The sequence below is a fragment of the Thiobacillus sp. SCUT-2 genome, assembly GCF_035621355.1.
In the GTDB taxonomy this organism is placed as follows: Bacteria; Pseudomonadota; Gammaproteobacteria; order Burkholderiales; family Thiobacillaceae; genus Thiobacillus; species Thiobacillus sedimenti.
The window spans coordinates 1,369,793-1,390,296 of the sequence record NZ_CP141769.1; the positions used below are offsets into that span (position 1 = coordinate 1,369,793).

Genomic DNA, 20,504 nt, shown 5'->3' on the forward strand with positions numbered 1-20,504 from the left:
TTCAGGCGTTGTGCAGCGCCGGCACCGGCGGGGCCGGGCGGCGCATGACGAGGTTGCGCAGCCGGTCCATCAGCAGGTAGACGACCGGCGTAGTGTAGAGGGTCAGCGCCTGGCTGACCAGCAGGCCGCCGACGATGGCGATGCCGAGCGGGTTGCGCAGCTCGGCGCCGTCACCGCTGCCGAGCGCCAGCGGCACGGCGCCGAAGGTCGCGGCCAGCGTGGTCATCATGATCGGACGGAAACGCCGCTGCGCCGCACGATAGATCGCGCGCGCGGCGCTGACGCCGTGGCGGCGCTGGTGCCCGATCGCGAAATCGATCATCAGGATCGCGTTCTTCTTGACGATGCCGATCAGCAGGATGATGCCGATCAGGGCGATGACGTCGAACTCGTTGCCGAAGGCCATCAGCGCCAGCAGGGCGCCCACGCCCGCCGAGGGCAAGGTCGACAGGATGGTGATCGGGTGGATGAGGCTTTCGTAGAGCACGCCCAGCACGATGTAGACCGTCAGCAGCGCGGTCAGGATCAGGATCGGCTGGCTGGCGAGCGACTCGCGGAAGGCCTTGGCCGTGCCCTGGAAACTGCCGTGCACCGTGGTCGGCACACCCATCCGCCCGAAGGCACGGTCGATGGCGGCGGCGGCCTCGTCGAGCGACACGCCGGGCGCGAGGTTGAAGCTGATCGTCGTCGCGGGGAAGGTGCCCTGATGGTTGACCGCGAGCGGCGTATTCGTCGTCTCGATGTGCGCGATGTCGGACAGCGCGACCTGCCCGCCACCCGGCGTGCCGAACCAGACCGAGCGCAGCGTCTCCGGGCTGGCCAGCCATGCCGGTGCCAGCTCCATGACGACGCGGTACTGGTTGAGCGGGTTGTAGATCACCGACACCTGGCGCTGGCCGAAGGCGTCGTTGAGCGTCGCGTCGACCGCGCGCATCGTCAGGCCGAGGCTGGCCATGCGGTCGCGGTCGAACACCAGGCTGGTCTGCAGGCCCTTGGTCTGCTGGTCGGAGCTGACGTCGACGAGCTCGGGCAGGTTCATCAGCGCGCGCCGGATGCGCGGCTCCCAGGCGCGCAGGTCGTCTAGATGGTCGGCCTGCAGGGTGTACTGGTAGTTGGCGTTGCCCGGCCGGCCGCCGACGCGCACGTCCTGCGCCGGGCTGAGGAAGAGGCTCGCCCCCGCGACGCGTCCCAGCCTGGCGCGCAGCCGGCCGACGACCTTGTCCGCCCCGACCTTGCGTTCGCTCAAGGGCTTCAGCGTGACGAACATGAAGCCGGAGTTCTTCTGCCCGCCGCCGGTGAAGCCGACGACCGTATCGACGGCCGGGTCGCGCTGGACGATGGCCATCAGGTCGAGCATCTTCTGGCGCATCGCCTGGAAGGAGATGCTCTGGTCCGCCTGCACGATGCCGATGACGCGGCCGGTGTCCTGCTGCGGGAAGAAGCCCTTCGCGATCGTCGCGTAGAGATGCACGTTGAGCGCGATCGTCAGCGCCAGCAGAGCCAGCATGAGGCCGCTGTGGCGCAGCGACCAGGCCAGGCTGGCGCGATAGCCCGCCTTGAGCCGGCGCAGCAGGCGGGCGCTCCAGCGCGCCCAGCGCCCCGCAGGGGCCGCGGCCGGGCGCGGCTTGAGCAGGTGGGCGCACAGCATCGGCGTGGTGGTCAGCGAGACGAGCATCGACACCAGGATCGCGGCCGCCAGGGTGAAGGCGAACTCGCGGAACAGGCGGCCGACGATGCCGCCCATGAACAGGATGGGAATGAAGACCGCGACCAGCGAGAGGCTGATCGACACCACCGTGAAGCCGATCTCGCGCACGCCCGCCAGCGCCGCGTCGAACGGGCGCTTGCCGCCTTCGAGGTGGCGGCTGATGTTCTCGACGACGACGATCGCGTCGTCGACCACGAAGCCGGTGGCCACGGTCAGCGCCATCAGCGAAAGGTTGTCGATGCTGTAGCCGGCGAGGTACATGACCGCGCTGGTGCCGATCAGCGACACCGGGACGGCGAGGCCCGGGATCAGCGCCGCGCGCAGCCGGCGCAGGAACAGCAGCACGACGAGCAGCACGAGCCCGACCGCGATCGCGAGCGTGCGCTGGACTTCGTGCAGCGAGCCGCGGATCGTCGGGGTGCGGTCCATCACCACCTTGAGATCGATCGCCGCCGGGATCGACGCGCGCAGATGCGGCAGCAGCGCGTTGACCTGGTCGACGGTGTCGATGATGTTGGCGCCGGGCTGGCGATACAGGATCAGCAGCACCGCCGGCCGGCTGTTGGCGGCGCCGAAGTGGCGCACGTCCTGCACCGAATCGTCCACGGTGGCGACGTCGGCGAGCCGCAGCGGCGCGCCGTCGACGTAGCGCAGGATCAGCGGCCGGAAATCGGCCGCCGTGCGGCCCTGGTCGCTGGCGCCGAGCTGCCAGTGGCGCGCGCCGCGCTCGAGCGCGCCGAGCGGCCGGTAGGCGTTGCTGGCGGCGATGGCCGCGCGCACGTCCTCGAGCGCGAGGCCGTTATGGCTGAGCGCGGTCGGATTGAGTTCCACCCGCACTGCCGGCAGCGCGCCGCCGCCGATGTTGACCTGGCCGACGCCGGCGACCTGCGACAGCCGTTGCGCGAGCACGGTCGAGGCGGCGTCGTACATCTGCCCCGGCGACAGCGTGGCCGAGGTCAGCGACAGGATCATGATCGGCGCGTCGGCCGGGTTGACCTTGCGATAGGTCGGCATCGACGGCAGTCCCGACGGCAGCAGCGCCCGCGCCGCCTGGATCGCGGCCTGCACGTCGCGCGCGGCGCCGTCGATGTCGCGGCCGAGGTCGAACTGCAGCACCACGCGCGTGTTGCCGAGCGAACTGGACGAGGTGATCTCGGTCACGCCGGCGATGCGTCCGAGCGTGCGCTCCAGCGGCGTCGCCACGGTCGCCGCCATGGTCTCGGGGCTCGCTCCCGGCAGCGAGGCCTGCACCATGATGGTTGGAAAGTCGACCTGCGGCAGCGGCGCCACCGGCAGGCGGAAATACGCGACGATGCCCGCCAGCACGATGCCCAGCGTCAGCAGCGTCGTCGCGACCGGGCGCCCGATGAAGGTGGCGAAGAAATTCATGCCGGCTCCGCCGCGCCGCGGCGCCCGCCGAAGCGGGCCGACAGGCGGTCGAAGGCAAGGTAGATCACCGGCGTGGTGAACAGCGTCAGCACCTGGCTGACCAGCAGGCCGCCGACCATGGCGAGGCCGAGTGGCTGGCGCAGCTCGGCGCCGACGCCGGTGCCGAGCATCAGCGGCAGGGCGCCGAGCAGCGCCGCCATCGTCGTCATCAGGATCGGCCGCAGGCGCAGCAGGCAGGCCTGGTAGATGGCCTCGCGCGGCGGCAGCCCCTGTTCGCGCTCGGCCGACAGCGCGAAGTCGATCATCAGGATCGCGTTCTTCTTGACGATGCCGATCAGGAGAATGATGCCGATGATGCCGATGATGTCGAGCTCCTGGCCTGCCAGCGCCAGCGCCAGCAGCGCGCCGACGCCGGCGGAGGGCAGGGTCGAGAGGATGGTGACCGGATGGATGGCGTTCTCGTAGAGCACGCCCAGCACGATGTACATGGTCACCACCGCGGCAAGGATCAGCAGCAGCGTGTTGGTCAGCGAGGCCTGGAACGCCAGCGCGGCGCCCTGGAAGCTCGTTTCGATCGACGCCGGCAGGCCGAGCGCGGCCTCCGCCTGGCGGACCGCTGCGACGGCGGCGCCCAGCGAACCGCCCGCGGGGACGTTGAACGACACGGTGGCGGCCGGGAACTGCCCAAGGTGGCTGATCAGCAGCGGCATGCGCCGCTCCTCGATGTGCGCGACGGCGGTCAGCGGCACCTGCCGGCCCGAGGCGGTCGGCACGTAGAGCCCGTCAAGTGCGGCGGGACCGGCCTGGAATTCCGGTTTCACCTCCAGCACCACGCGGTACTGGTTCGACTGCGTGAAGATGGTCGAGATCAGGCGCTGGCCGAAGGCGTCGTAGAGCGCGTTGTCGATCGCCGCCACCGACACACCCAGGCGCCCCGACGCGTCGCGGTCGATGTCGACGTAGGCCTGCAGGCCGTCGTTCTGCAGGTCGCTGGCGACATCAGCGAGCTCGGGGAGCTGCTTCAGCCGCGCCACCAGCTTCGGCACCCATTCGGCGAGCGCCTGCGCATCCGGCGAGCCCAGCGTGAACTGGTACTGCGAGCGCGAGACGCGATCCTCGATCGTGAGGTCCTGCACCGGCTGCAGATAGAGCGCGATGCCGGGCACCTGCTTGGCCGCCTCGGCCAGCCGGCGCATGATGGGGCCCACCGCGTCCTTGCGCTGCGCCTTCGGCTTCAGGGCGATCTGCAGCCGCCCGCTGTTGAGGGTGATGTTGCTGCCGTCGACGCCGATGAAGGAGGCCACGCTGTCGACCGCGGGGTCCTGCAGGATCGCCGCGGCCAGCGCCTGCTGGCGGTGCGCCATCGCGGCATACGAGACGGTCTGGTCGGCCTCGGTGATGCCCTGCAGGAGGCCGGTGTCCTGCACCGGAAAGAAGCCCTTGGGAATCCAGACATACAGCGCGGCGGTCAGTCCCAGCGTGGCGACGGCCACCCACAGCGTCGCGGTCTGGCGGTCGAGAACCCAGGTCAGCGCCCGGCCGTAGGCCGCGACGACGCGCTGGAACAGCGGATCGGGCTGGTGGCGCTTCTCGGCACGCAGCAGGCGGGCGCAGAGCATGGGCGTCAGGGTCAGCGACACGACCGCGGAGATCAGGATCGCCACCGCCAGCGTGATCGCGAACTCGTGGAACAGGCGGCCGACGACGTCGCCCATGAACAGCAGCGGGATCAGCACGGCGATCAGCGAGAAGGTCAGCGAGATGATCGTGAAGCCGATCTGCTTCGAGCCCTTGAGTGCCGCTTCCAGCGGCGATTCGCCGGCCTCGACGTGGCGCGTGATGTTCTCGATGACGACGATCGCGTCGTCGACGACGAAGCCGGTCGCGATCGTGAGCGCCATCAGCGTGAGGTTGTTGATCGAGAAGCCGGCCAGGTACATGACGCCGAAGGTGCCGACCAGCGAGATCGGCACCGCCAGGCTGGGGATGACCGTGGCCGAGGCCTTGCGCAGGAACAGGAAGATCACCATCACCACCAGCGCCACGGCGAGCAGCAGCGAGAACTCGACGTCGGCGACCGAGGCGCGGATGGTGGTGGTGCGGTCGGACAGCAGGTGCACGTCGATGGCGGCCGGCAGGCTCGCCTGCAGGCCCGGCAGCGCCGCCTTGATGCGGTCCGCCACTGCGATGACGTTGGCGCCCGGCTGCCGCTGCACGTTGACGATGACGCCGGGGCGCGCGTCGGCCCAGGCGGCGAGGCGCGCGTTCTCGGCGCCGTCGACGACGTCGGCCACGTCCTTGAGGCGGATCGGCGCGCCGTTGCGGTAGGCGACGACAAGGTCGACGTAGTCGTCGGCGCTCTTCAGCTGGTCGTTGGCGTCGATCGCCGAGGCGCGGTGGGCGCCGTCGAAGCTGCCCTTGGGCGTGTTGACGTTGGCGGCGCCGACCGCCGCGCGCAGATCCTCCAGCGACAGGCCGGCGGCTGCCAGCGCCTTCGGATTCGCCTGGATGCGCACCGCAGGGCGGCGCCCGCCGGCCAGCGTGACCAGCCCGACGCCCGGCAGCTGCGAGATCTTCTGCGCCACGCGGCTCTCGACGAGGTCGTGCAGGCGCGTCACCGGCAGCGACGGCGAGGTCACCGCGAGCGTCAGGATCGGCGCGTCGGCCGGGTTGACCTTGCTGTAGACCGGCGGCAGCGGCATGTCGGTCGGCAGCAGGTTGGACGCGGCGTTGATCGCGGCCTGGACCTCCTGCTCGGCAATGTCGAGCGTGAGCTCGAGGCCGAAACGCAGCGTGATGACCGATGCGCCGCCCGAGCTGGTCGAGGTCATCTGCACCAGGCCCGGCATCTGGCCGAGCTGGCGCTCCAGCGGCGCCGTGATCGAGGCCGTGACGACCTCGGGGCTGGCGCCGGGATAGAGCGCCATGACCTGGATCGTCGGGTAGTCCACCTCGGGCAGCGCCGACAGCGGCAACAGGCGGTAGGCCACCGTGCCCGCCAGCAGGATCGCCAGCATCAGCAGCGAGGTCGCGACCGGCCGCAGGATGAAGAGGCGGGACGGATTCATCCGGGACTCAGCGTGCCGCGCCGGTGACGCCTCGGGCCAGGTCGCCGGCGGCGGGGCGCGTTTTTCCCTGTGAGGCACCGGTACCGCGTGCAGCCTTGCCGGCGCCGGGCACGACGACCTCGGCCCTGGCGCCGTCGCGCAGCTTGTCGGCGCCGTCGACGACCAGCTTGTCGCCTGGCTCGAGCGCGCCGCTCACGGCCATCCAGTCGCCGTCGACCGCGCCCGGCTGGACCGGCACGACTCTCACGGTGCCGTCGGCGCCGACGCGGTAGACGAAGCTGCCCTTGTCGCCGCGCTGGACGGCGGCGGTCGGAATCGCGACGACCTGGTGCAGGACGTCGAGCAGCAGGCGGACATTGACGAACTGGTTGGGGAACAGGCGGTTGTCGCGGTTCGCGAATTCCGCCTTGACGCGGATCGTGCCGGTGGCCGGGTCGATCTGGTTGTCGGTGGTGAGCAGGCGGCCCTCGGCCAGCCGGGCCCGCTGCTCGCGATCCCAGGCTTCGACGGGGAGGCTCTGGTGCGCGGCGGCCCGGCGGCTGATCGCCGGCAGCCTGGCCTCGGGCACCGAGAACACCACCGTGGTGGGCTGCAGCTGGACGATGGTGGCGAGCCCCGCGGCATCGCTGGCGTGCACCTGGTTGCCCGGATCGACCTGCCGCAGGCCGATCCGGCCCGATGCGGGCGCGACGACGCGCGTGTAGCCGAGCTGCAGCGCGGCGTTGTCGACCAGGGCGCGGTCGGCAACGACCGTGCCCTGGCACTGCCGCACCAGCGCCTCCTGGCTGTCGACCTGCTGGCGCGCGATGGCATCCTTGGCCAGCAGGTCGCGGTAGCGCGCGAGATCGAGGCGGGCGTTGTCGAGCAGGGCGGTGTCGCGCGTCAGCTGCCCGCGGGCCTGCTCGAGCTGGATGCGGAAAGGACGCGGGTCGATCTCGGCGAGCAGGTCGCCCGCCTTCACCATCTGCCCTTCGCGGAAATTCACGCGCAGCAGCGTGCCGTCCACCTTCACGCGCACGAGGGCGAGGTTGCGCGGCGTCACGGTGCCGAGCGCGTCCACCCAGACGCGGATGTCGCGCTTCTGGATCGTCTCCACCGACACCGGTTGCGCATGGTTGCCCCCGCTGCCCTTCATGCCGCCATGCCCGCCGCCTGCCGCAACAGGCGGCGCGCGGTGACTGCTCCAGTACCAGGCGCCCCCGATCAGGCCGGCCAGCAGAAGTGCCACGAGTGCGGCACGCAGTGGATGACGGTGGCGGGAAGGCGCGACGGATTCGGGAGCCATATGCAATTGGAATGGGTGGGTGATGAAAGCGGTCGGGCGCGCGCCGGCAGGCGTGCCGGAATCCGCCGGATGCAGCGACCGAGCGGAGCGGCGCGCGACTCAAGCGAACGCCGACGGGCCTTCGTAACGCGTCGCGCGGTCAGGCAGCGTCCCGGGGCGTCGGCACGGCAGGGCCAGGGCATGGCAAAGGTACAAAAGAGAATAGGAATGAGCGAGATGATAAGAGGTTCCGGCTGTCCGCGGCGGCGCTTCGCGCATCGTCTCCGCGCTGCGAGCCGGGCCCGGTCCCCGCGCGGCGCCGGCGGTCAGCAGATCCGCGGCAGCGGATCATCCTCCAGTTCATCCAGCACGCGGCGCCCGCCCAGGCCCGTTTCCAGGATCACCCGTGCGCCGCCCACCTCGATGCGGCCGATGACGGCCGCTTCCTGTCCCTCGGGCAGCGCGTGCCAGCGGGCGAGCACTTCGTCGGCGGCAATCGGGTCGGCGACGGCGACGACCCGGCCCTCGCATGCCAGAAAATACGGGTCGTAGCCGAGCATCTCGCAGACCGACGCGACCTGGGGGCGCACCGGCACGGCGTCCTGATCGAGCACGACGCTGTGTCCGGTGGCGCGGGCGATCTCGTGGGCGACCGTGGCCAGGCCGCCGCGCGTCGGGTCGCGCATGAACTTGAGGTCCGGGAAATCGCGGACGGCCCGCGTCAGCGGCAGGACCGACGCCGAATCCGAGTGCAGGCTGCCCGACAGCCCGAACTGCTCGCGCGCCAGCATGACGGCGACGCCGTGGTCGCCGACCGGCCCCGAGACGAGGATGGCGTCGCCGGGCCCGATGCGCCCCATGGCGAGCCGGGCCGACGCGCGCCGCACGCCGATGCCGGCGACGGTCAGGTAGAGGCCGCTGCCTTCGCCGCGGCGGACCACCTTGGTGTCGCCCGCGACCACCGCGACGTGGTTGTGGCGTGCGGCGCGCGCGAAGCTGGCGATGTAGCGGTCGAGCCGGGCGATCTCCAGCCCTTCCTCGATGAGGGCAGACAGCGTGAAATAGCGCGGCTCGGCGCCGGCGACGGCGAGGTCGTTGACCGCGCCGTGCACCGCCAGCGAGCCGATGTCGCCCCCCGGAAAGTCGAGCGGGTCCACCGTGAAGCCGTCCGTGGTCACCAGGATGTCGCCGTCGAGCGGCGGCAGCGCGACGGCGTCGGCATCCGTATCGAGCAGCGGGTTGCCGAGGTGGAGATTGAAAATGTTGGCGATGAGCTCGCGCATGAGGCGGCCGCCGTTGCCATGCGCGAGGAGGATGCGGGTGTCGTCCATGTTGTTACCGGTGAAGGAATTCGATGACCTGGCCGAAGCTTAACCCGGCGTCGTTCACCGGGATACGCTGCGGCAGGCAGGCCGTGAAGCCGGCGGCCCGGAGTCCTGCGATCGCGGCCTCGGCGAGCACGCGGTTCTGGAACACGCCGCCGGTGAGGCCGACGCTGCTGGCGCCCGTCGCCTCGCGCAGCCGCACGGCCTGGTCGACGAGCGCCTGCGCAAGGCTCGCGTGGAAGACCGCGGCGCGTTCGGCAACGGGAACGGCCGGGTCGGCGAGCATGGGCAGCAGCGGTGCCCAGTCGCTGCGCCAGAGGCCGGCGGCATCGGGTTCGAGCGGCAGGGGAATGGCGCGTGGGCTACCGGCCCGCCCATCGACGGGGCGGTCCCGCGCCTTGTCGGGGGGCTCAGGGCGAAGGGCGCATGCCTGCGCCAGGGCGTCCAGCTGCATCGGGCCTTCGCCCTCGAAGCTGGCGTGGGTGCAGACGCCGGCAAGCGCCGCGGCGGCGTCGAACAGGCGCCCGACGGCGGTGCTCACCGGGCTGTTGAGCCGCGCGGCCCAGGCCTGATGGAGGGGCGCCGGGGCGAACGGCGCGTCGGCGCCGGTTTCCCACCGCAGCGCTGCCGCCGCGCGCCACGGCTCGCGCCCGGCCTTGTCGCCGCCGGGCAGGCGGAACGGGCGGAACGATGCCGCGTGACGCCAGCGGCCGGGCGCGCCGGTGAAGGCTTCGCCGCCCCACAGCGTGCGGTCGGCGCCGAGGCCGACGCCGTCCCAGGCGAACACGATCCAGTCTTCCGTTTCCGGAAATTCCCAGGCCAGCGCGGACGCGTGCGCATGGTGATGCCAGACTTCGGCGAGCGGCAATCCGCTGTCGCGCGCGTAGCGGCGGTAGCCGTAGCCGGGATGGCGGTCGACGATGAGCCGCTTCGCCTCGACCTGGTAGAGCCGCTGCAGGTCGGCAGCCACCTGCGCCAGCGTGTCGAGGCTGCGCGCGGTGTCGAGTTCGCCGATGTGCGGCGAGACGACGGCACGGTTTTCCCATGCGAGGCAGACCGTGTTCTTCATGTGGCTGCCGAGCGCGAGCAAAGGCTCGGAAAGCGGCACGGGCAGGTCGAGCTCGAGCGGCGCGCTGCCGCGGCCGAGGCGCAACGGGCGGGGCGCGCCGGCGATTGGGCGGTACACCGGGTCGTCGGCCGGGCGCACGATGGGGCGGTCGTGGTGCAGGAAGGCGTCGGCCAGATGCGCGAGGCGGGCCTGTGCATCGGCGTTCTCGGTCAGCACCGGCTCGCCCGAGAGGTTCCCCGACGTGGCGACGAGCGCTCCGCCGAAGTCGGCGAGCAACAGGGCGTGCAGCGGCGAGTACGGGAGCAGGCAGCCGATTTCCGCGAGGCCCGGCGCGATGTGACGCGACAGGTTCGCGCCGGCGCGCTTCGGCAGCAGCACGATGGGGCGCTCGGGCGAGGCGAGGAAGGCTTCGAGCGCCGGCGTCGCGTGCACCGCCGCGCGCAGGGCGTCGAGGCCGGGGAACATCACGGCCAGGGGCTTGGCCGGGCGCGGCTTGCGCTCGCGCAGCGCGGCGATGGCCGCGTCGTTCGTGGCGTCGCACATCAGGTGGTAGCCGCCGACGCCTTTCGCCGCGACGATCTTTCCGGCGCGCAGCGCGGCAACGGCGGCGGCGAGCGCCGCTTCGTCGCCCGGCTCGATGCGCTCGCCCTCCACGAAATGCAGATGCGGCCCGCACACCGGGCACGCCATCGGCTCGGCATGGAAGCGGCGGTCGAGCGGATTCTCGTATTCGGCGCGGCAGTCCGGGCACAGCGCGAAATCGCGCATCGCCGTGTTCGGCCGGTCGTAGGGCAGGGCGGTGATCAGCGTGTAGCGCGGGCCGCACTGGGTGCAGTTGATGAAGGGATAGCGATGGCGGCGGTTCGCCGGGTCCTCGAGCTCGGCGAGGCAGTCGGCGCAGACGAAGCCGTCGGCGGGCAGGTGGATGTCGGCCTCGCGGCCGGCGGCGCTGTCGAGGATGGCGAACGCCGCGTGCCCTTCGGGCGGGCAGCGGCTCATGCCCAGCGGGCCGGGCGCCGACAGCGGCGGCGCCTCGGCGACGAGCGCCGCGACGAAGCGCTCCAGCTGCGCGGGTTCGCCCTCGGCGTGGATCTCGACCGCGCCGCTGGCATTGCGTACCCAGCCGGTGATGCCGTGACGATGCGCGAGACGATGGACGAAGGGCCGGAAGCCCACGCCCTGCACCTTGCCGCTGAGGGTGAGGTGACGGGCCTCGCGTTCAGGCATCGGCGGCAACACGCACGCCGCCGGCCCACCAGATGCGGCAGGCGCCCTCGTCCGACACCATGCAGGGACCGACCGGGTTGCGCGGCGTGCAGGCCTTGCCGTAGATGCGGCACTGGTTGGGATAGATCTTGCCGAGCACGACCTGCGCGCAGTCGCAGCCGGGCGGCATCTCGCCGGCGCGGCGGCGCCCCGGATCGGCATGGTCGGGAAACAGCACGCGCGCGTCGTGCTGCGCCAACGCGGGCTTCAGCGCGTAGCCGGAGTTCGGAATGACGCCGATGCCGCGCCAGTTGGCGTCGACGACGTCGAGTGCCGCATTCATGAATCGCTGCGCCGTCGGGTTGCCGCCGGGGTGGGCGACTTCGGTGTAGCAGTTGTCGAGGAAGCGCTCGCCGGTCTTGAGCTGGCGCAGCACGGAATAGAAGGAAGCGAGCAGCGACTCGGTACCGAAGCCGGCGACCGCGCACGGGATCTCGTGGCGGTCCACCACGAAGCGCCATTCCTCCGGCCCCATCACGGTCGAGACGTGGCCGGGTGCGACGAGCGCATCGAAGCCGGGGCTGCCCGAGTCGAGGAGCATGGCGACGGCCGGCCAGGTCAGTCGGCCGGACAGCAGGATGGCAAGATTGGGGGGAACACCTTCGGCCAGCATCGCCGCGGTCGGCGCCGTGGTCGTCTCGAAGCCGGCGGCGAAGAACACCACCGGACGGCCGGGGTTCTCGCGCGCGATTTTCCGGGCGTCAAGCGGGCTCGCGATCGGCCGCACGTCGGCGCCGGCGGCCTGGGCCTCGGCGAGCGAGCGCACCTCGCCCTTCCTGACGTTGACCGGCACCCGCAGCATGTCGCCGTAGGCGACGAGGATGACCTTGTCCCTGAGCGCGAGCTGGATCGCCTGGTAGACGTCCTCCTCGGGGCACACGCACACCGGGCAGCCTGGGCCGGGCACCAGTTCGAGCCATTTCGGCAGCGCGCCGCGCAGGCCGGCGTGCGTGATCGAGCGCTCGTGTCCGCCGCACACGTTCATGATCTTGACGGTGCGGCCGAAGTCGAGGGCGTGGAGCTTGTCCAGCCAGGCGCGGGCTTCGTCCATCAGGCAGTCGCGGCGTGGTAGGTCTGGCCGTCGGGCTGGATCGCCGGGCGGCGCGACTGGCCAAGCGCGACGCGGGCACGCTGGGCCGCGAGTTCGTTGCGCAGCCAGGCGAGCCAGGCGTCCATGCCGAGGTCCTTGCGCGCGGAGAGCCGCATGACCGGCGCCGGATTGGCGAGATCGCGCAGGTGCGATTCGGCCTTGGCGGGCTCGAAGTCGTCGAGCACCGCGAGCAGGTCGGTCTTGGTGATGAGCATCGCATCGGCGGCGCGGAACATGACCGGGTACTTCGCCGGCTTGTCGTCGCCCTCGGTGGTCGAGAGCAACGTCACGTTGAGGTGCTGGCCGAGGTCGAAGCTCGCCGGGCACACGAGGTTGCCGACGTTCTCGATGAAGAGGATGTCGACGCCGTCGAGATTCATGTGGTGCAGCGCGTCGTGCACCAGATGCGCGTCGAGATGGCAGGCGGTGCCGGTGACGATCTGGTGCGCCTGGACGCCCTTGGCGCGGATGCGCTCGGCGTCGTTCTCGGTCTCGAGGTCGCCCTCGATCACGGCGCAGGTGAACTCATCCTTCAGTGCGGTGAGCGTGGCTTCCAGCAGCGCGGTCTTGCCGGAGCCGGGCGAGGACATGAGATTGATCGCGAGGATGCCGCGGCGGTCGAAGTGTTCCCGGTTGTGGCCGGCCTGGTCGTCGTTCTTCTGCAGGAGGCCCTTCAGCACCGAAACCGCCGTCGCGCCTTTCGCAACGGGCTTGAACGCCAGATGACGGTTACCGGGGGTGAGGTTGCAGCCGCAGGTGTCACACATGTCGGGTAAGTGGCAAGCCGTGAGTGGTGAGTAGTGAGGGGTCAGGTGGGGACGGTTTCGAGTTCGACGCTTTCGAGCAGCAGTTCGTCGCCGGAAATGACTTGCGTGTGCCAGTCGCCGCAGGCGCCGCAGACGAGGCGGTTCATCGCGGCCTCCGTCTCGGCGCCGCAGGTCTGGCAGCGCACCTTGATCGGCGCGGTGACGAGGTCCAGCACGGCGTGTTCCATGCGGCTGCCGGCGGCGGCCAGCGGGAAGGCGCTCCCCAGGAGTTCGGGCACGACGCCGGCGAGCGGGCCGATGCGCACGCGAATGAGTGAGGCGGAGACGGCGTGATGCTGGCGGATCACGTCTTCCACCTGTTCGACCAGCGCCTGCGCGACCGCGAGTTCATGCACCCCCCGCCTCCTGGGCCTGGCCCTCGAGGATCTGGTCGAGCAGGTCCCACGAGGTACGGGCGTCGGCTTCGGTGACGGTCTGGATCGCGTAGCCGACGTGCACCATCACGAAGTCGCCGACCGCGGGCAGGGTGTCCTGCATCATGAAGAGGCTGACGTCGCGCCATACGCCCTTGGCCTGGCAGCGGGCGGTGAAGCCTTCGATCGATTCGATCCGCATCGGGATGGCGAGGCACATAAGCGGCGATCAGTAACTACACTGGGTTTTGAGTATACGTGATTTGCCGGTCCGCAGCGGTTCGAGAATATTACGAAATAGTGATGAACAATCAAAAGCTTGAGCGCAATACTTGGTTGTTATTGTCAAAACCTGCTGTTAGATTCGGCCCCATGAAAACGCTCGTGCTCGGCATCGGCAACACCCTGCTCACCGACGAAGGCGTGGGGGTGCACGTGCTGCAGGCGCTCGAACCCGAGCTCGGCCATCGCGACGACGTGACGCTGCTCGACGGCGGCACGCTCTCCTTCACGCTTGCGGGGCCGATCGAGGAGGCGGATGCGCTGATCGTCGTCGACGCCGCCAACATCAAGACCCGGCCCGGCGAATGGGCGCTGCTGGAGGGGAACGACATGGATGCCTTCCTGATGGCCAACCGCAAGGCGTCGGTGCACGAAGTCGGGCTCACCGACCTGCGCGCGATCGCCTTGCTGGCGGGCCACTGGCCCGCGAAGCGCGCGATGCTCGCCATCCAGCCCGCGGTCATCGACTGGGGCGAGGCGCCCACGCCTGCGGTCGCCGCTGCCATTCCGCCGGTGTGTGCCGCCATCGTCGAACAGATCCGGACCTGGAACCATGTCGCTTGACGCGATTCCGATCCACGTCGTTTCCGTTGCGCCCCCCGAGCCCGGGCTGACCGGCAATGCGCCGCCGCTTCTGCGCGAGCTGCACGAAATGGTGCGGCGCCTGCTCGACGGCGGCGAAGCGGCTGCCATCGACCTGTCGGCGCTGCCGCTGACGCCGGCCGACCTCGATTGGCTGCGCGGCAGGCTGGGCGAGGGCGAGATCGCCGTCACGCTCGAGGCCAACGGCGAGTCCCGGCTCGAGGAAACGGCCTGCCCGGGCATCTGGTGGGTGACGCATCGCAACGAACAGGGCGCCGTCGCCGCGCAGTTCATCGAAGTGACCTTCGTTCCCGAGCTCGTCAAGGCGCATCCCGCCGACGTCGCGCTCGGGCTGGAGCAGCTGGAATCGATGCTGGCCGACCTGTAGGCGGCGCTTCGCGCTCGGTCGGCAGGGCTGGGGTGTTTGACATCAGGAGAGACGCATCATGCAGGGTCCGTTGATCGATACGCTTGCGCGGCGAGGCGTGACGCGCCGCACCTTCCTCAAGTACTGCGCCACGCTGGCCTCGATGATGGCGCTGCCGCCGAGCGCGGGGCGCGCGATGGCCGAGGCCATGGCTGCGGCCAGGCGGCCTTCGGTGATCTGGCTGCCGTTCCAGGAATGCACGGGCTGCACCGAATCGATCACGCGTTCGCACTCGCCGAGCATCGAAGGCATGATCTTCGACATGATCTCGCTCGACTACCAGGAGACGCTGATGGCCGCCGCCGGCCACCAGGCCGAGGAAGCGCGCGCCAACGCGATGAAGGACAACTACGGCAAGTACGTGCTGATCGTCGACGGCTCGATTCCGCTGGCGCAGAACGGGGCCTACTCGTGCATCGGCGGTCGCTCCAACGTCGACCTCCTGAAGGAAGCGGCGGCGGGGGCGGCGGCGATCGTCGCCATGGGGACATGCGCGTCCTTCGGCGGCATTCCGAAGGCGAATCCCAATCCCACCGGCGCCGTCTCGGTGGCCGACCTCATCAAGGACAAGCCCATCGTCAACGTGCCGGGCTGTCCGCCGATCCCGGTCGTGATGACCGGCGTGCTGGCGCACTACCTGACCTTCGGCAGCCTGCCCGAGCTCGACGACAAGGGCCGCCCGAAGGCGTTCTACGGCGACACCATCCACGACCGCTGCTACCGCCGGCCGTTCTACGACCAGGGCAAGTTCGCCAAGACCTTCGACGACGAGGGTGCGCGCATGGGCTGGTGCCTGTTCGAGCTCGGCTGCAAGGGACCGGTCACCCACAACGCCTGCGCCACCGTGAAGTGGAACGGCGGCACCTCCTGGCCGGTCGAGTCGGGGCACGGCTGCATCGGCTGCTCGGAGCCCGATTTCTGGGACGGCGGCGGCTTCTACAAGGCGCTGTCGGTGCCGGCGAGCCCGGTGAAGATCGGCGCCGCGGCCGCCGTGGCCGGCGCTGCGGTCGGCGTGGGGGTGAGCGTCGCCAACCGCGTCAAGAAGCGCGCCGCCAAGGCCTCGCACGAGACGACCACGCTGGCCGATCTGGAGAAATGAGCATGAACGACCTGCAGTTCCTGACCTGGGTACGCGGACCGGCGCTCGCGGCTGCCGTGGGCATCTTCGTGCTGGGCGTCGTCTGGCGCCTGCTCGAGATCTATTCGCTCGGCCGCAAGGCCGACCTCGCCGCGCCGCGCCACGCGGCCGGGGCCTCCGGCCTGCATACCGTCTTCCGCCGCTCGCTGCCCCCGCCCGGCATGCTGAAGCGCTCGCCGGTGAGCTATATCGGCGGCTACATCTTCCATATCGGGCTGGCGATCATCGTATTCCTGGGCGCACCGCACATCCTGCTGATCCAGAACCTGATCGGGCTGTCGTGGCCGGCGCTGCCCTCGCAGTTCATCGGCCTGGCGGCCGTGGTGACGATGGCGGCGATGGTGATGATGCTCGTCGACCGCATCAACAAGCCGGTCAAGCGCTTCCTCAGCACCTTCGAGGACTGGTTCACCTGGGCGGTGACCTTCCTGCCGGTGCTGACGGGCTGGATGGCGACGCAACATCTGCTGCTGCCCTACACCCGCATGCTGGCGCTGCACATCCTCACGGTGGAGGTCCTGCTCGTCGTGCTGCCCTTCACCAAGCTGTTCCACGGCTTCACGCTGTTCGGCTCGCGCTGGTACAACGGGCGCGTGAACGCGCACCGGGGCGTGCCGGTATGAGCGGCCGCGCCTGTCACCCGGATCTGTCCTGCATCGCCATGGAGGAAGCCGCATGAGCGCCTCGCTGGAAAAGGGCCTCCACGCCCTGAAGGAAGTCATCGACGCCCCGATCGCGAGCTATTTCAACAGCTGCGTCCACTGCGGACTGTGCGCGGAAGCCTGCCTGTTCTACACGGAGACGGGCGATCCCAAATACACGCCGATCCACAAGCTCGAACCGCTGCGCCGCGTCTACGAGCAGGAATACACGCTGCTCGGCCGATTGAAGAAGATGGCCGGCCTGTCGAAGCCGGTGACCGACGCCGAGCTCGACGCCTGGCAGGAACTGGTCTACGACAGCTGCACGATGTGCGGGCGCTGCTCGATGGTCTGCCCGGTCGGCAACGACCTCGTCTACATGGTGCGCAAGCTGCGCGAAGGCATGGCGGTGTCCGGCCACGTGCCGGACGGCATCAGGAGCGCGACCGCGCGGACGGTCGAGCAGGGCGGACCGATGGGCCTGAAGTGGCCGGCCGTCGCCAACGTGCTCAGGCACGCCGAGGAGAACACCGGCGTGAAGATCCCGGTCGACCAGGAAGGCGCCGACTACCTCGTGCTGCTGTCGTCGATGGAGATCGTCAACTACCCGGAATACATCGAAGCGCTCGCCAAGATCTTCCGCAAGGCGGGGCTCAGCTTCACGCTCGCATCCGATGCCTTCGAGGCCACCAACGCAGGCATCCAGATCGGCAATTCGGACCTCGCGAAGGTGATCGTGTCGCGCATCGTCGACGCCGCCGAGCGCCTCAAGGTCAAGCGCGTGCTGTCGCCCGAGTGCGGCCATGCCTACATGGCGATCCGCTGGGAGGGCCCCAACCTGGTCGGGCGGCGCTTCGGCTTCGCGGTCGTCCACGTGCTGGAACTGCTCGACGAACTGCGGCGCAAGGGCGTGCTCAAGATGAAGGACCGCATCAAGGACCCGCTGATCCTGCACGACCCCTGCCAGATCGTGCGCCGCGGCGGCGTGCTGCAGGCGCCCGAGCTGCTGATCAACCAGGTCGCCGAGAACTACATCCCGATCGCCGACAAGCAGAAGATGAACTGGTGCTGCGGCGGCGGCGGCGGCGCGTCGGCGATCCACACGGAACCGGCCGAGGCGCTGCGCGCCAAGGCGTTCAAGATCAAGAAGCGCCAGATCGAGGAGGCGGGCGTCGGCACGATGGTGACCTTCTGCGCCAACTGCCGCATCACGATCGAGGAAGGGTTCGACCACTACGAGATGAATACCAAACTGCTCGGCCTGACCGAGCTGCTGGCGGAACATCTGGAGGACTGACTACATGACCACAGCACAACGCGTCGTCGTCGACCCGATCACGCGCATCGAGGGGCATCTGCGCATCGAGGCCGAAACCGACGCCGGCGGCAAGATCACCCGCGCCTATTCGGCCGGCACCATGGTGCGCGGCATCGAGATCATCCTGCGCGGCCGCGATCCGCGCGATGCCTGGGCCTTCGCGCAGCGCATCTGCGGCGTCTGCACCCTGGTGCACGGCATCGCGTCGGTGCGCGCGGTCGAGGATGCGCTGCATCGCGCGATCCCCAGCTACGCGATCCCGAAGAACGCCGAGCTGATCCGCAACCTGATGATCGCGGCGCAGTTCGTGCACGACCACGTCATGCACTTCTACCATCTGCACGCGCTCGACTGGGTCGACGTGGTATCGGCGCTGAAGGCCGATCCGAAGGCGACCTCGGCGCTGGCACAGGGCATTTCCAGCTATCCGAAGTCGTCGCCCGGCTACTTCGCCGACGTGCAGAAGAAGGTCAAGACCTTCGTCGAGCAGGGCCAGCTCGGCATCTTCGCCAACGCCTACTGGGGCCATCCCGCCTACAAGCTGCCGCCGGAGGCCAACCTGATGGCGGTGGCGCACTACCTCGATGCGCTGGCCTGGCAGCGCGACGTCGTGAAGCTGCACACGATCTTCGGCGGCAAGAATCCGCACCCCAACTTCCTCGTCGGCGGCGTGCCCTCGGCCATATCCGTCCAGCCCGGCGCGGGCCACGGCCACGGCGGGCCGCATTATCGGGGCGGGCAGGATGCCACCGCGCTCAACATCGTCGGCCTCGAGACGGTGCAGAACGTGATCCGGCAGATGCGCGAGTTCGTCGACCAGGTCTACGTGCCCGACACGCTGGCGATCGCCGGCTTCTACAAGGAGTGGGGCGGCATGGGCGAGGGGCTGGGCAACTTCCTGTCGTTCGGCGACCTGCCGTCGAAAGGCTTCTGGGAGTCCGATTCCTTCCTGATCCCGCGCGGGGTGATCCTCAACCGCGATCTCTCGACCGTGCATCCGATCGACCTCGACGACGACAAGGAGATCCAGGAGTTCGTCAGCCATTCCTGGTACAAGTACGGCGGCGGCGACGCGCAGGGCCTGCATCCGTTCAAGGGCGAGACCGAGCTTCACTACACGGGCCCCAAGCCGCCCTACGAACATCTCGACGTCGACCACAAGTATTCGTGGCTGAAGTCGCCGCGCTGGAAGGGTCACGCGATGGAAGTCGGCCCGCTGGCGCGGGTGCTGATGATGTACGCGAGCGGCAACGCGCAGGCCAGGGAGCTCGTGGGCTACACGCTGAAGACGCTGAACGTGCCGGCGCAGGCGCTGTTCTCGACGCTGGGGCGCACGGCGGCGCGCACGCTCGAGACCAAGATCCTCGCCGACGCCATGCAGGGGTGGTACGACGAACTCGTCGCCAACATCAAGGCGGGCGATCTCAAGACCTTCAACGAGCAGTACTGGGAGCCCTCAAGCTGGCCGCGCCACATGCAGGGCGTGGGCCTGATGGAAGCGCCGCGCGGCGGCCTCTCCCACTGGATCGTCGTCGACGACGGCAAGATCAGCAACTACCAGGCCGTGGTGCCGAGCACCTGGAACGCCGGCCCGCGCGATGCCCAGGGCCAGCCGGGGGCCTACGAGGCGGCGCTGCAGCACAACCACGTCATGCACGACCCCAAGCAGCCGATCGAGATCCTGCGCACCATCCATTCCTTCGACCCCTGCATCGCCTGCGCCGTACACGTCACCGACCCGGACGGCGAGGAGCTCGTCCAGGTCAAGATCAAATAAAACCACACCATCCCGACTCCGGAGAACCCGATATGAAGCCAAGCATCCTTTCCCGCGCCGTCACCCTGGTCGTTCTCTGCCTCGCGGCCGGAAGCGCGGCCGCGCATCCCGGCCACCTGGCGGCCGGCTTTGCCGGCGGGCTGGCGCATCCCTTCATGGGGCTCGACCACATGCTCGCGATGATCGCGGTCGGCCTGTGGGCCGCCCAGTTGGGCGGCCATGCGCGCTGGGCCGTGCCGACGTCCTTCGTCGGTGCCATGGGTGCGGGCGGCGCGCTGGCGTGGACGGGCGCCGTGCTGCCGCATGTCGAAACCGGCATCGCCCTGTCCGTGCTGGTGCTCGGTCTGCTGGTCGCGACCCGGCGCCAGTGGCCGGTGGCGGCCGGGGCGGCGATCGCGGCGGTTTTCGCGCTGTTCCATGGCTATGCGCACGGGCTTGAGATGCCGCAGGTCGCGTCACCCGTGCTGTACGCGCTGGGCTTCACCGTGGCGACCATGAGCCTGCATGCCGTCGGCCTCGCCGCCAGCGTGGTCGGCCGCCGCGCGATGCAGCTCGCCGGCATCGCCATTACGGCGGCGGGCCTGACCCTGGTGCTGGGCGTGTAAGGCAGGGCTGGCAGCGTGGCCGACGAACTGCAGCGACTGCTCGACGCCGAGGCGCGCGCCCAGGCGGCGATCGACGCCGCCAGCCGCGAGCGCCAGGGCATGATCGATGCCGCGCTCGCCGCAGCGCGCGACGCGGATGCCCGCTTCGAGGCCGGCCGCAGCGAGTTGCGCGCGCCCTTTCTCCACGAGGCGCAGCTGCGCGCCGACCAGGCGGTGGCGGAACTTGTGCGCAAGTATGCGGAACGCCAGCGCGCCCTGCGCGAGCTGGCCGCGCGCCACGAGTCGGAGGCGGTGGATGCCGCGCTGACCCTCCTGCTCGATCCGGGCGCGTGAGCCGGTTGCGCGCCTGGTGAGGGGGCGCACGGCGACGTTTCC

The 20,504-nt window shown here is 69.9% G+C and carries 17 protein-coding genes; 8 read left to right on the forward strand and 9 right to left on the reverse strand.

Annotated elements, in window-relative coordinates; translation table 11 throughout:
- Position 1 precedes the first annotated feature (1 nt).
- The 9 genes from VA613_RS06700 to VA613_RS06740 form a co-directional block, all read right to left on the reverse strand.
- Positions 2 to 3,097 (reverse strand): multidrug efflux RND transporter permease subunit, encoded by a 3,096-nt coding sequence (locus tag VA613_RS06700; protein WP_324781087.1) that lies wholly within the window; start codon positions 3,095 to 3,097, stop codon positions 2 to 4.
- Positions 3,094 to 6,165 carry an MdtB/MuxB family multidrug efflux RND transporter permease subunit gene (locus VA613_RS06705; RefSeq protein ID WP_324781088.1) on the reverse strand — a complete coding sequence of 1,024 codons (3,072 nt, stop codon included), beginning with the start codon at positions 6,163 to 6,165 and terminating at the stop codon, positions 3,094 to 3,096. The genes VA613_RS06700 and VA613_RS06705 overlap by 4 nt, the downstream gene beginning before the upstream one ends.
- 7 nt (positions 6,166 to 6,172) lie before the next feature.
- Positions 6,173 to 7,393: an MdtA/MuxA family multidrug efflux RND transporter periplasmic adaptor subunit gene (locus tag VA613_RS06710; protein WP_324781089.1), complete on the reverse strand. Its 1,221-nt coding sequence runs from the start codon at positions 7,391 to 7,393 to the stop codon at positions 6,173 to 6,175.
- 362 nt (positions 7,394 to 7,755) lie between these two features.
- Positions 7,756 to 8,760 (reverse strand): hydrogenase expression/formation protein HypE, encoded by a 1,005-nt coding sequence (hypE, locus tag VA613_RS06715; RefSeq protein WP_324781090.1) that lies wholly within the window; start codon positions 8,758 to 8,760, stop codon positions 7,756 to 7,758.
- 4 nt (positions 8,761 to 8,764) lie between these two features.
- Entirely contained in the window at positions 8,765 to 11,050 is a 2,286-nt protein-coding gene (gene hypF, locus VA613_RS06720) for a carbamoyltransferase HypF (RefSeq protein WP_324781091.1), read from the reverse strand.
- On the reverse strand, positions 11,043 to 12,140 hold the full coding sequence (hypD, locus tag VA613_RS06725; protein ID WP_324781092.1) for a hydrogenase formation protein HypD: 1,098 nt from the start codon (positions 12,138 to 12,140) through the stop codon (positions 11,043 to 11,045). Before hypD ends, hypF begins: the two co-directional genes overlap by 8 nt.
- Complete coding sequence (gene hypB, locus VA613_RS06730) at positions 12,140 to 12,946, reverse strand: hydrogenase nickel incorporation protein HypB (protein ID WP_324781093.1); 807 nt, start codon at positions 12,944 to 12,946, stop codon at positions 12,140 to 12,142. Before hypB ends, hypD begins: the two co-directional genes overlap by 1 nt.
- Before the next feature lie 41 nt (positions 12,947 to 12,987).
- A complete protein-coding gene (locus VA613_RS06735; protein ID WP_324781094.1) occupies positions 12,988 to 13,341 on the reverse strand; it encodes a hydrogenase maturation nickel metallochaperone HypA/HybF in 354 nt (117 codons plus the stop codon).
- Positions 13,334 to 13,579 carry a HypC/HybG/HupF family hydrogenase formation chaperone gene (locus tag VA613_RS06740; RefSeq protein ID WP_324781095.1) on the reverse strand — a complete coding sequence of 82 codons (246 nt, stop codon included), beginning with the start codon at positions 13,577 to 13,579 and terminating at the stop codon, positions 13,334 to 13,336. The genes VA613_RS06735 and VA613_RS06740 overlap by 8 nt, the downstream gene beginning before the upstream one ends.
- A gap of 152 nt (positions 13,580 to 13,731) precedes the next feature.
- On the opposite strand from VA613_RS06740, the gene VA613_RS06745 reads away from it, so the two are divergent.
- Genes VA613_RS06745 through VA613_RS06780 form a run of 8 tightly spaced genes read left to right on the forward strand, consistent with a single transcriptional unit; the run spans position 13,732 to position 20,462 of the window.
- On the forward strand, positions 13,732 to 14,205 hold the full coding sequence (locus VA613_RS06745; RefSeq protein ID WP_324781096.1) for a HyaD/HybD family hydrogenase maturation endopeptidase: 474 nt from the start codon (positions 13,732 to 13,734) through the stop codon (positions 14,203 to 14,205).
- Entirely contained in the window at positions 14,195 to 14,611 is a 417-nt protein-coding gene (locus VA613_RS06750; protein ID WP_324781097.1) for a hydrogenase expression/formation protein, read from the forward strand. The genes VA613_RS06745 and VA613_RS06750 overlap by 11 nt, the downstream gene beginning before the upstream one ends.
- Before the next feature lie 58 nt (positions 14,612 to 14,669).
- Positions 14,670 to 15,749 carry a hydrogenase small subunit gene (locus VA613_RS06755; protein ID WP_324781098.1) on the forward strand — a complete coding sequence of 360 codons (1,080 nt, stop codon included), beginning with the start codon at positions 14,670 to 14,672 and terminating at the stop codon, positions 15,747 to 15,749.
- A gap of 2 nt (positions 15,750 to 15,751) precedes the next feature.
- Positions 15,752 to 16,411, forward strand: a complete 660-nt coding sequence (locus VA613_RS06760; RefSeq protein ID WP_324781099.1) for a hypothetical protein — start codon at positions 15,752 to 15,754, stop codon at positions 16,409 to 16,411.
- A gap of 52 nt (positions 16,412 to 16,463) precedes the next feature.
- Positions 16,464 to 17,726 (forward strand): (Fe-S)-binding protein, encoded by a 1,263-nt coding sequence (locus VA613_RS06765; protein WP_324781100.1) that lies wholly within the window; start codon positions 16,464 to 16,466, stop codon positions 17,724 to 17,726.
- A 4-nt stretch (positions 17,727 to 17,730) separates the two neighbouring features.
- On the forward strand, positions 17,731 to 19,524 hold the full coding sequence (locus tag VA613_RS06770; RefSeq protein WP_324781101.1) for a nickel-dependent hydrogenase large subunit: 1,794 nt from the start codon (positions 17,731 to 17,733) through the stop codon (positions 19,522 to 19,524).
- 32 nt (positions 19,525 to 19,556) lie between these two features.
- Positions 19,557 to 20,129, forward strand: a complete 573-nt coding sequence (locus VA613_RS06775; RefSeq protein ID WP_324781102.1) for a HupE/UreJ family protein — start codon at positions 19,557 to 19,559, stop codon at positions 20,127 to 20,129.
- A gap of 15 nt (positions 20,130 to 20,144) precedes the next feature.
- A complete protein-coding gene (locus VA613_RS06780) occupies positions 20,145 to 20,462 on the forward strand; it encodes a hypothetical protein (RefSeq protein ID WP_324781103.1) in 318 nt (105 codons plus the stop codon).
- Positions 20,463 to 20,504: the final 42 nt, after the last annotated feature.

Coding starts and splice junctions, on each gene's coding strand:
- VA613_RS06700 (WP_324781087.1), bottom strand. CDS start 3,097: ATGAATTTCTTCGCCACCTTCATCGGGCGCCCGGTCGCGACGACGCTG.
- VA613_RS06765 (WP_324781100.1), top strand. CDS start 16,464: ATGAGCGCCTCGCTGGAAAAGGGCCTCCACGCCCTGAAGGAAGTCATC.
- VA613_RS06755 (WP_324781098.1), top strand. CDS start 14,670: ATGCAGGGTCCGTTGATCGATACGCTTGCGCGGCGAGGCGTGACGCGC.
- hypF (WP_324781091.1), bottom strand. CDS start 11,050: ATGCCTGAACGCGAGGCCCGTCACCTCACCCTCAGCGGCAAGGTGCAG.
- VA613_RS06745 (WP_324781096.1), top strand. CDS start 13,732: ATGAAAACGCTCGTGCTCGGCATCGGCAACACCCTGCTCACCGACGAA.
- VA613_RS06775 (WP_324781102.1), top strand. CDS start 19,557: ATGAAGCCAAGCATCCTTTCCCGCGCCGTCACCCTGGTCGTTCTCTGC.
- VA613_RS06760 (WP_324781099.1), top strand. CDS start 15,752: ATGAACGACCTGCAGTTCCTGACCTGGGTACGCGGACCGGCGCTCGCG.
- hypB (WP_324781093.1), bottom strand. CDS start 12,946: ATGTGTGACACCTGCGGCTGCAACCTCACCCCCGGTAACCGTCATCTG.
- VA613_RS06750 (WP_324781097.1), top strand. CDS start 14,195: ATGTCGCTTGACGCGATTCCGATCCACGTCGTTTCCGTTGCGCCCCCC.
- hypD (WP_324781092.1), bottom strand. CDS start 12,140: ATGGACGAAGCCCGCGCCTGGCTGGACAAGCTCCACGCCCTCGACTTC.
- VA613_RS06740 (WP_324781095.1), bottom strand. CDS start 13,579: ATGTGCCTCGCCATCCCGATGCGGATCGAATCGATCGAAGGCTTCACC.
- hypE (WP_324781090.1), bottom strand. CDS start 8,760: ATGGACGACACCCGCATCCTCCTCGCGCATGGCAACGGCGGCCGCCTC.
- VA613_RS06705 (WP_324781088.1), bottom strand. CDS start 6,165: ATGAATCCGTCCCGCCTCTTCATCCTGCGGCCGGTCGCGACCTCGCTG.
- VA613_RS06770 (WP_324781101.1), top strand. CDS start 17,731: ATGACCACAGCACAACGCGTCGTCGTCGACCCGATCACGCGCATCGAG.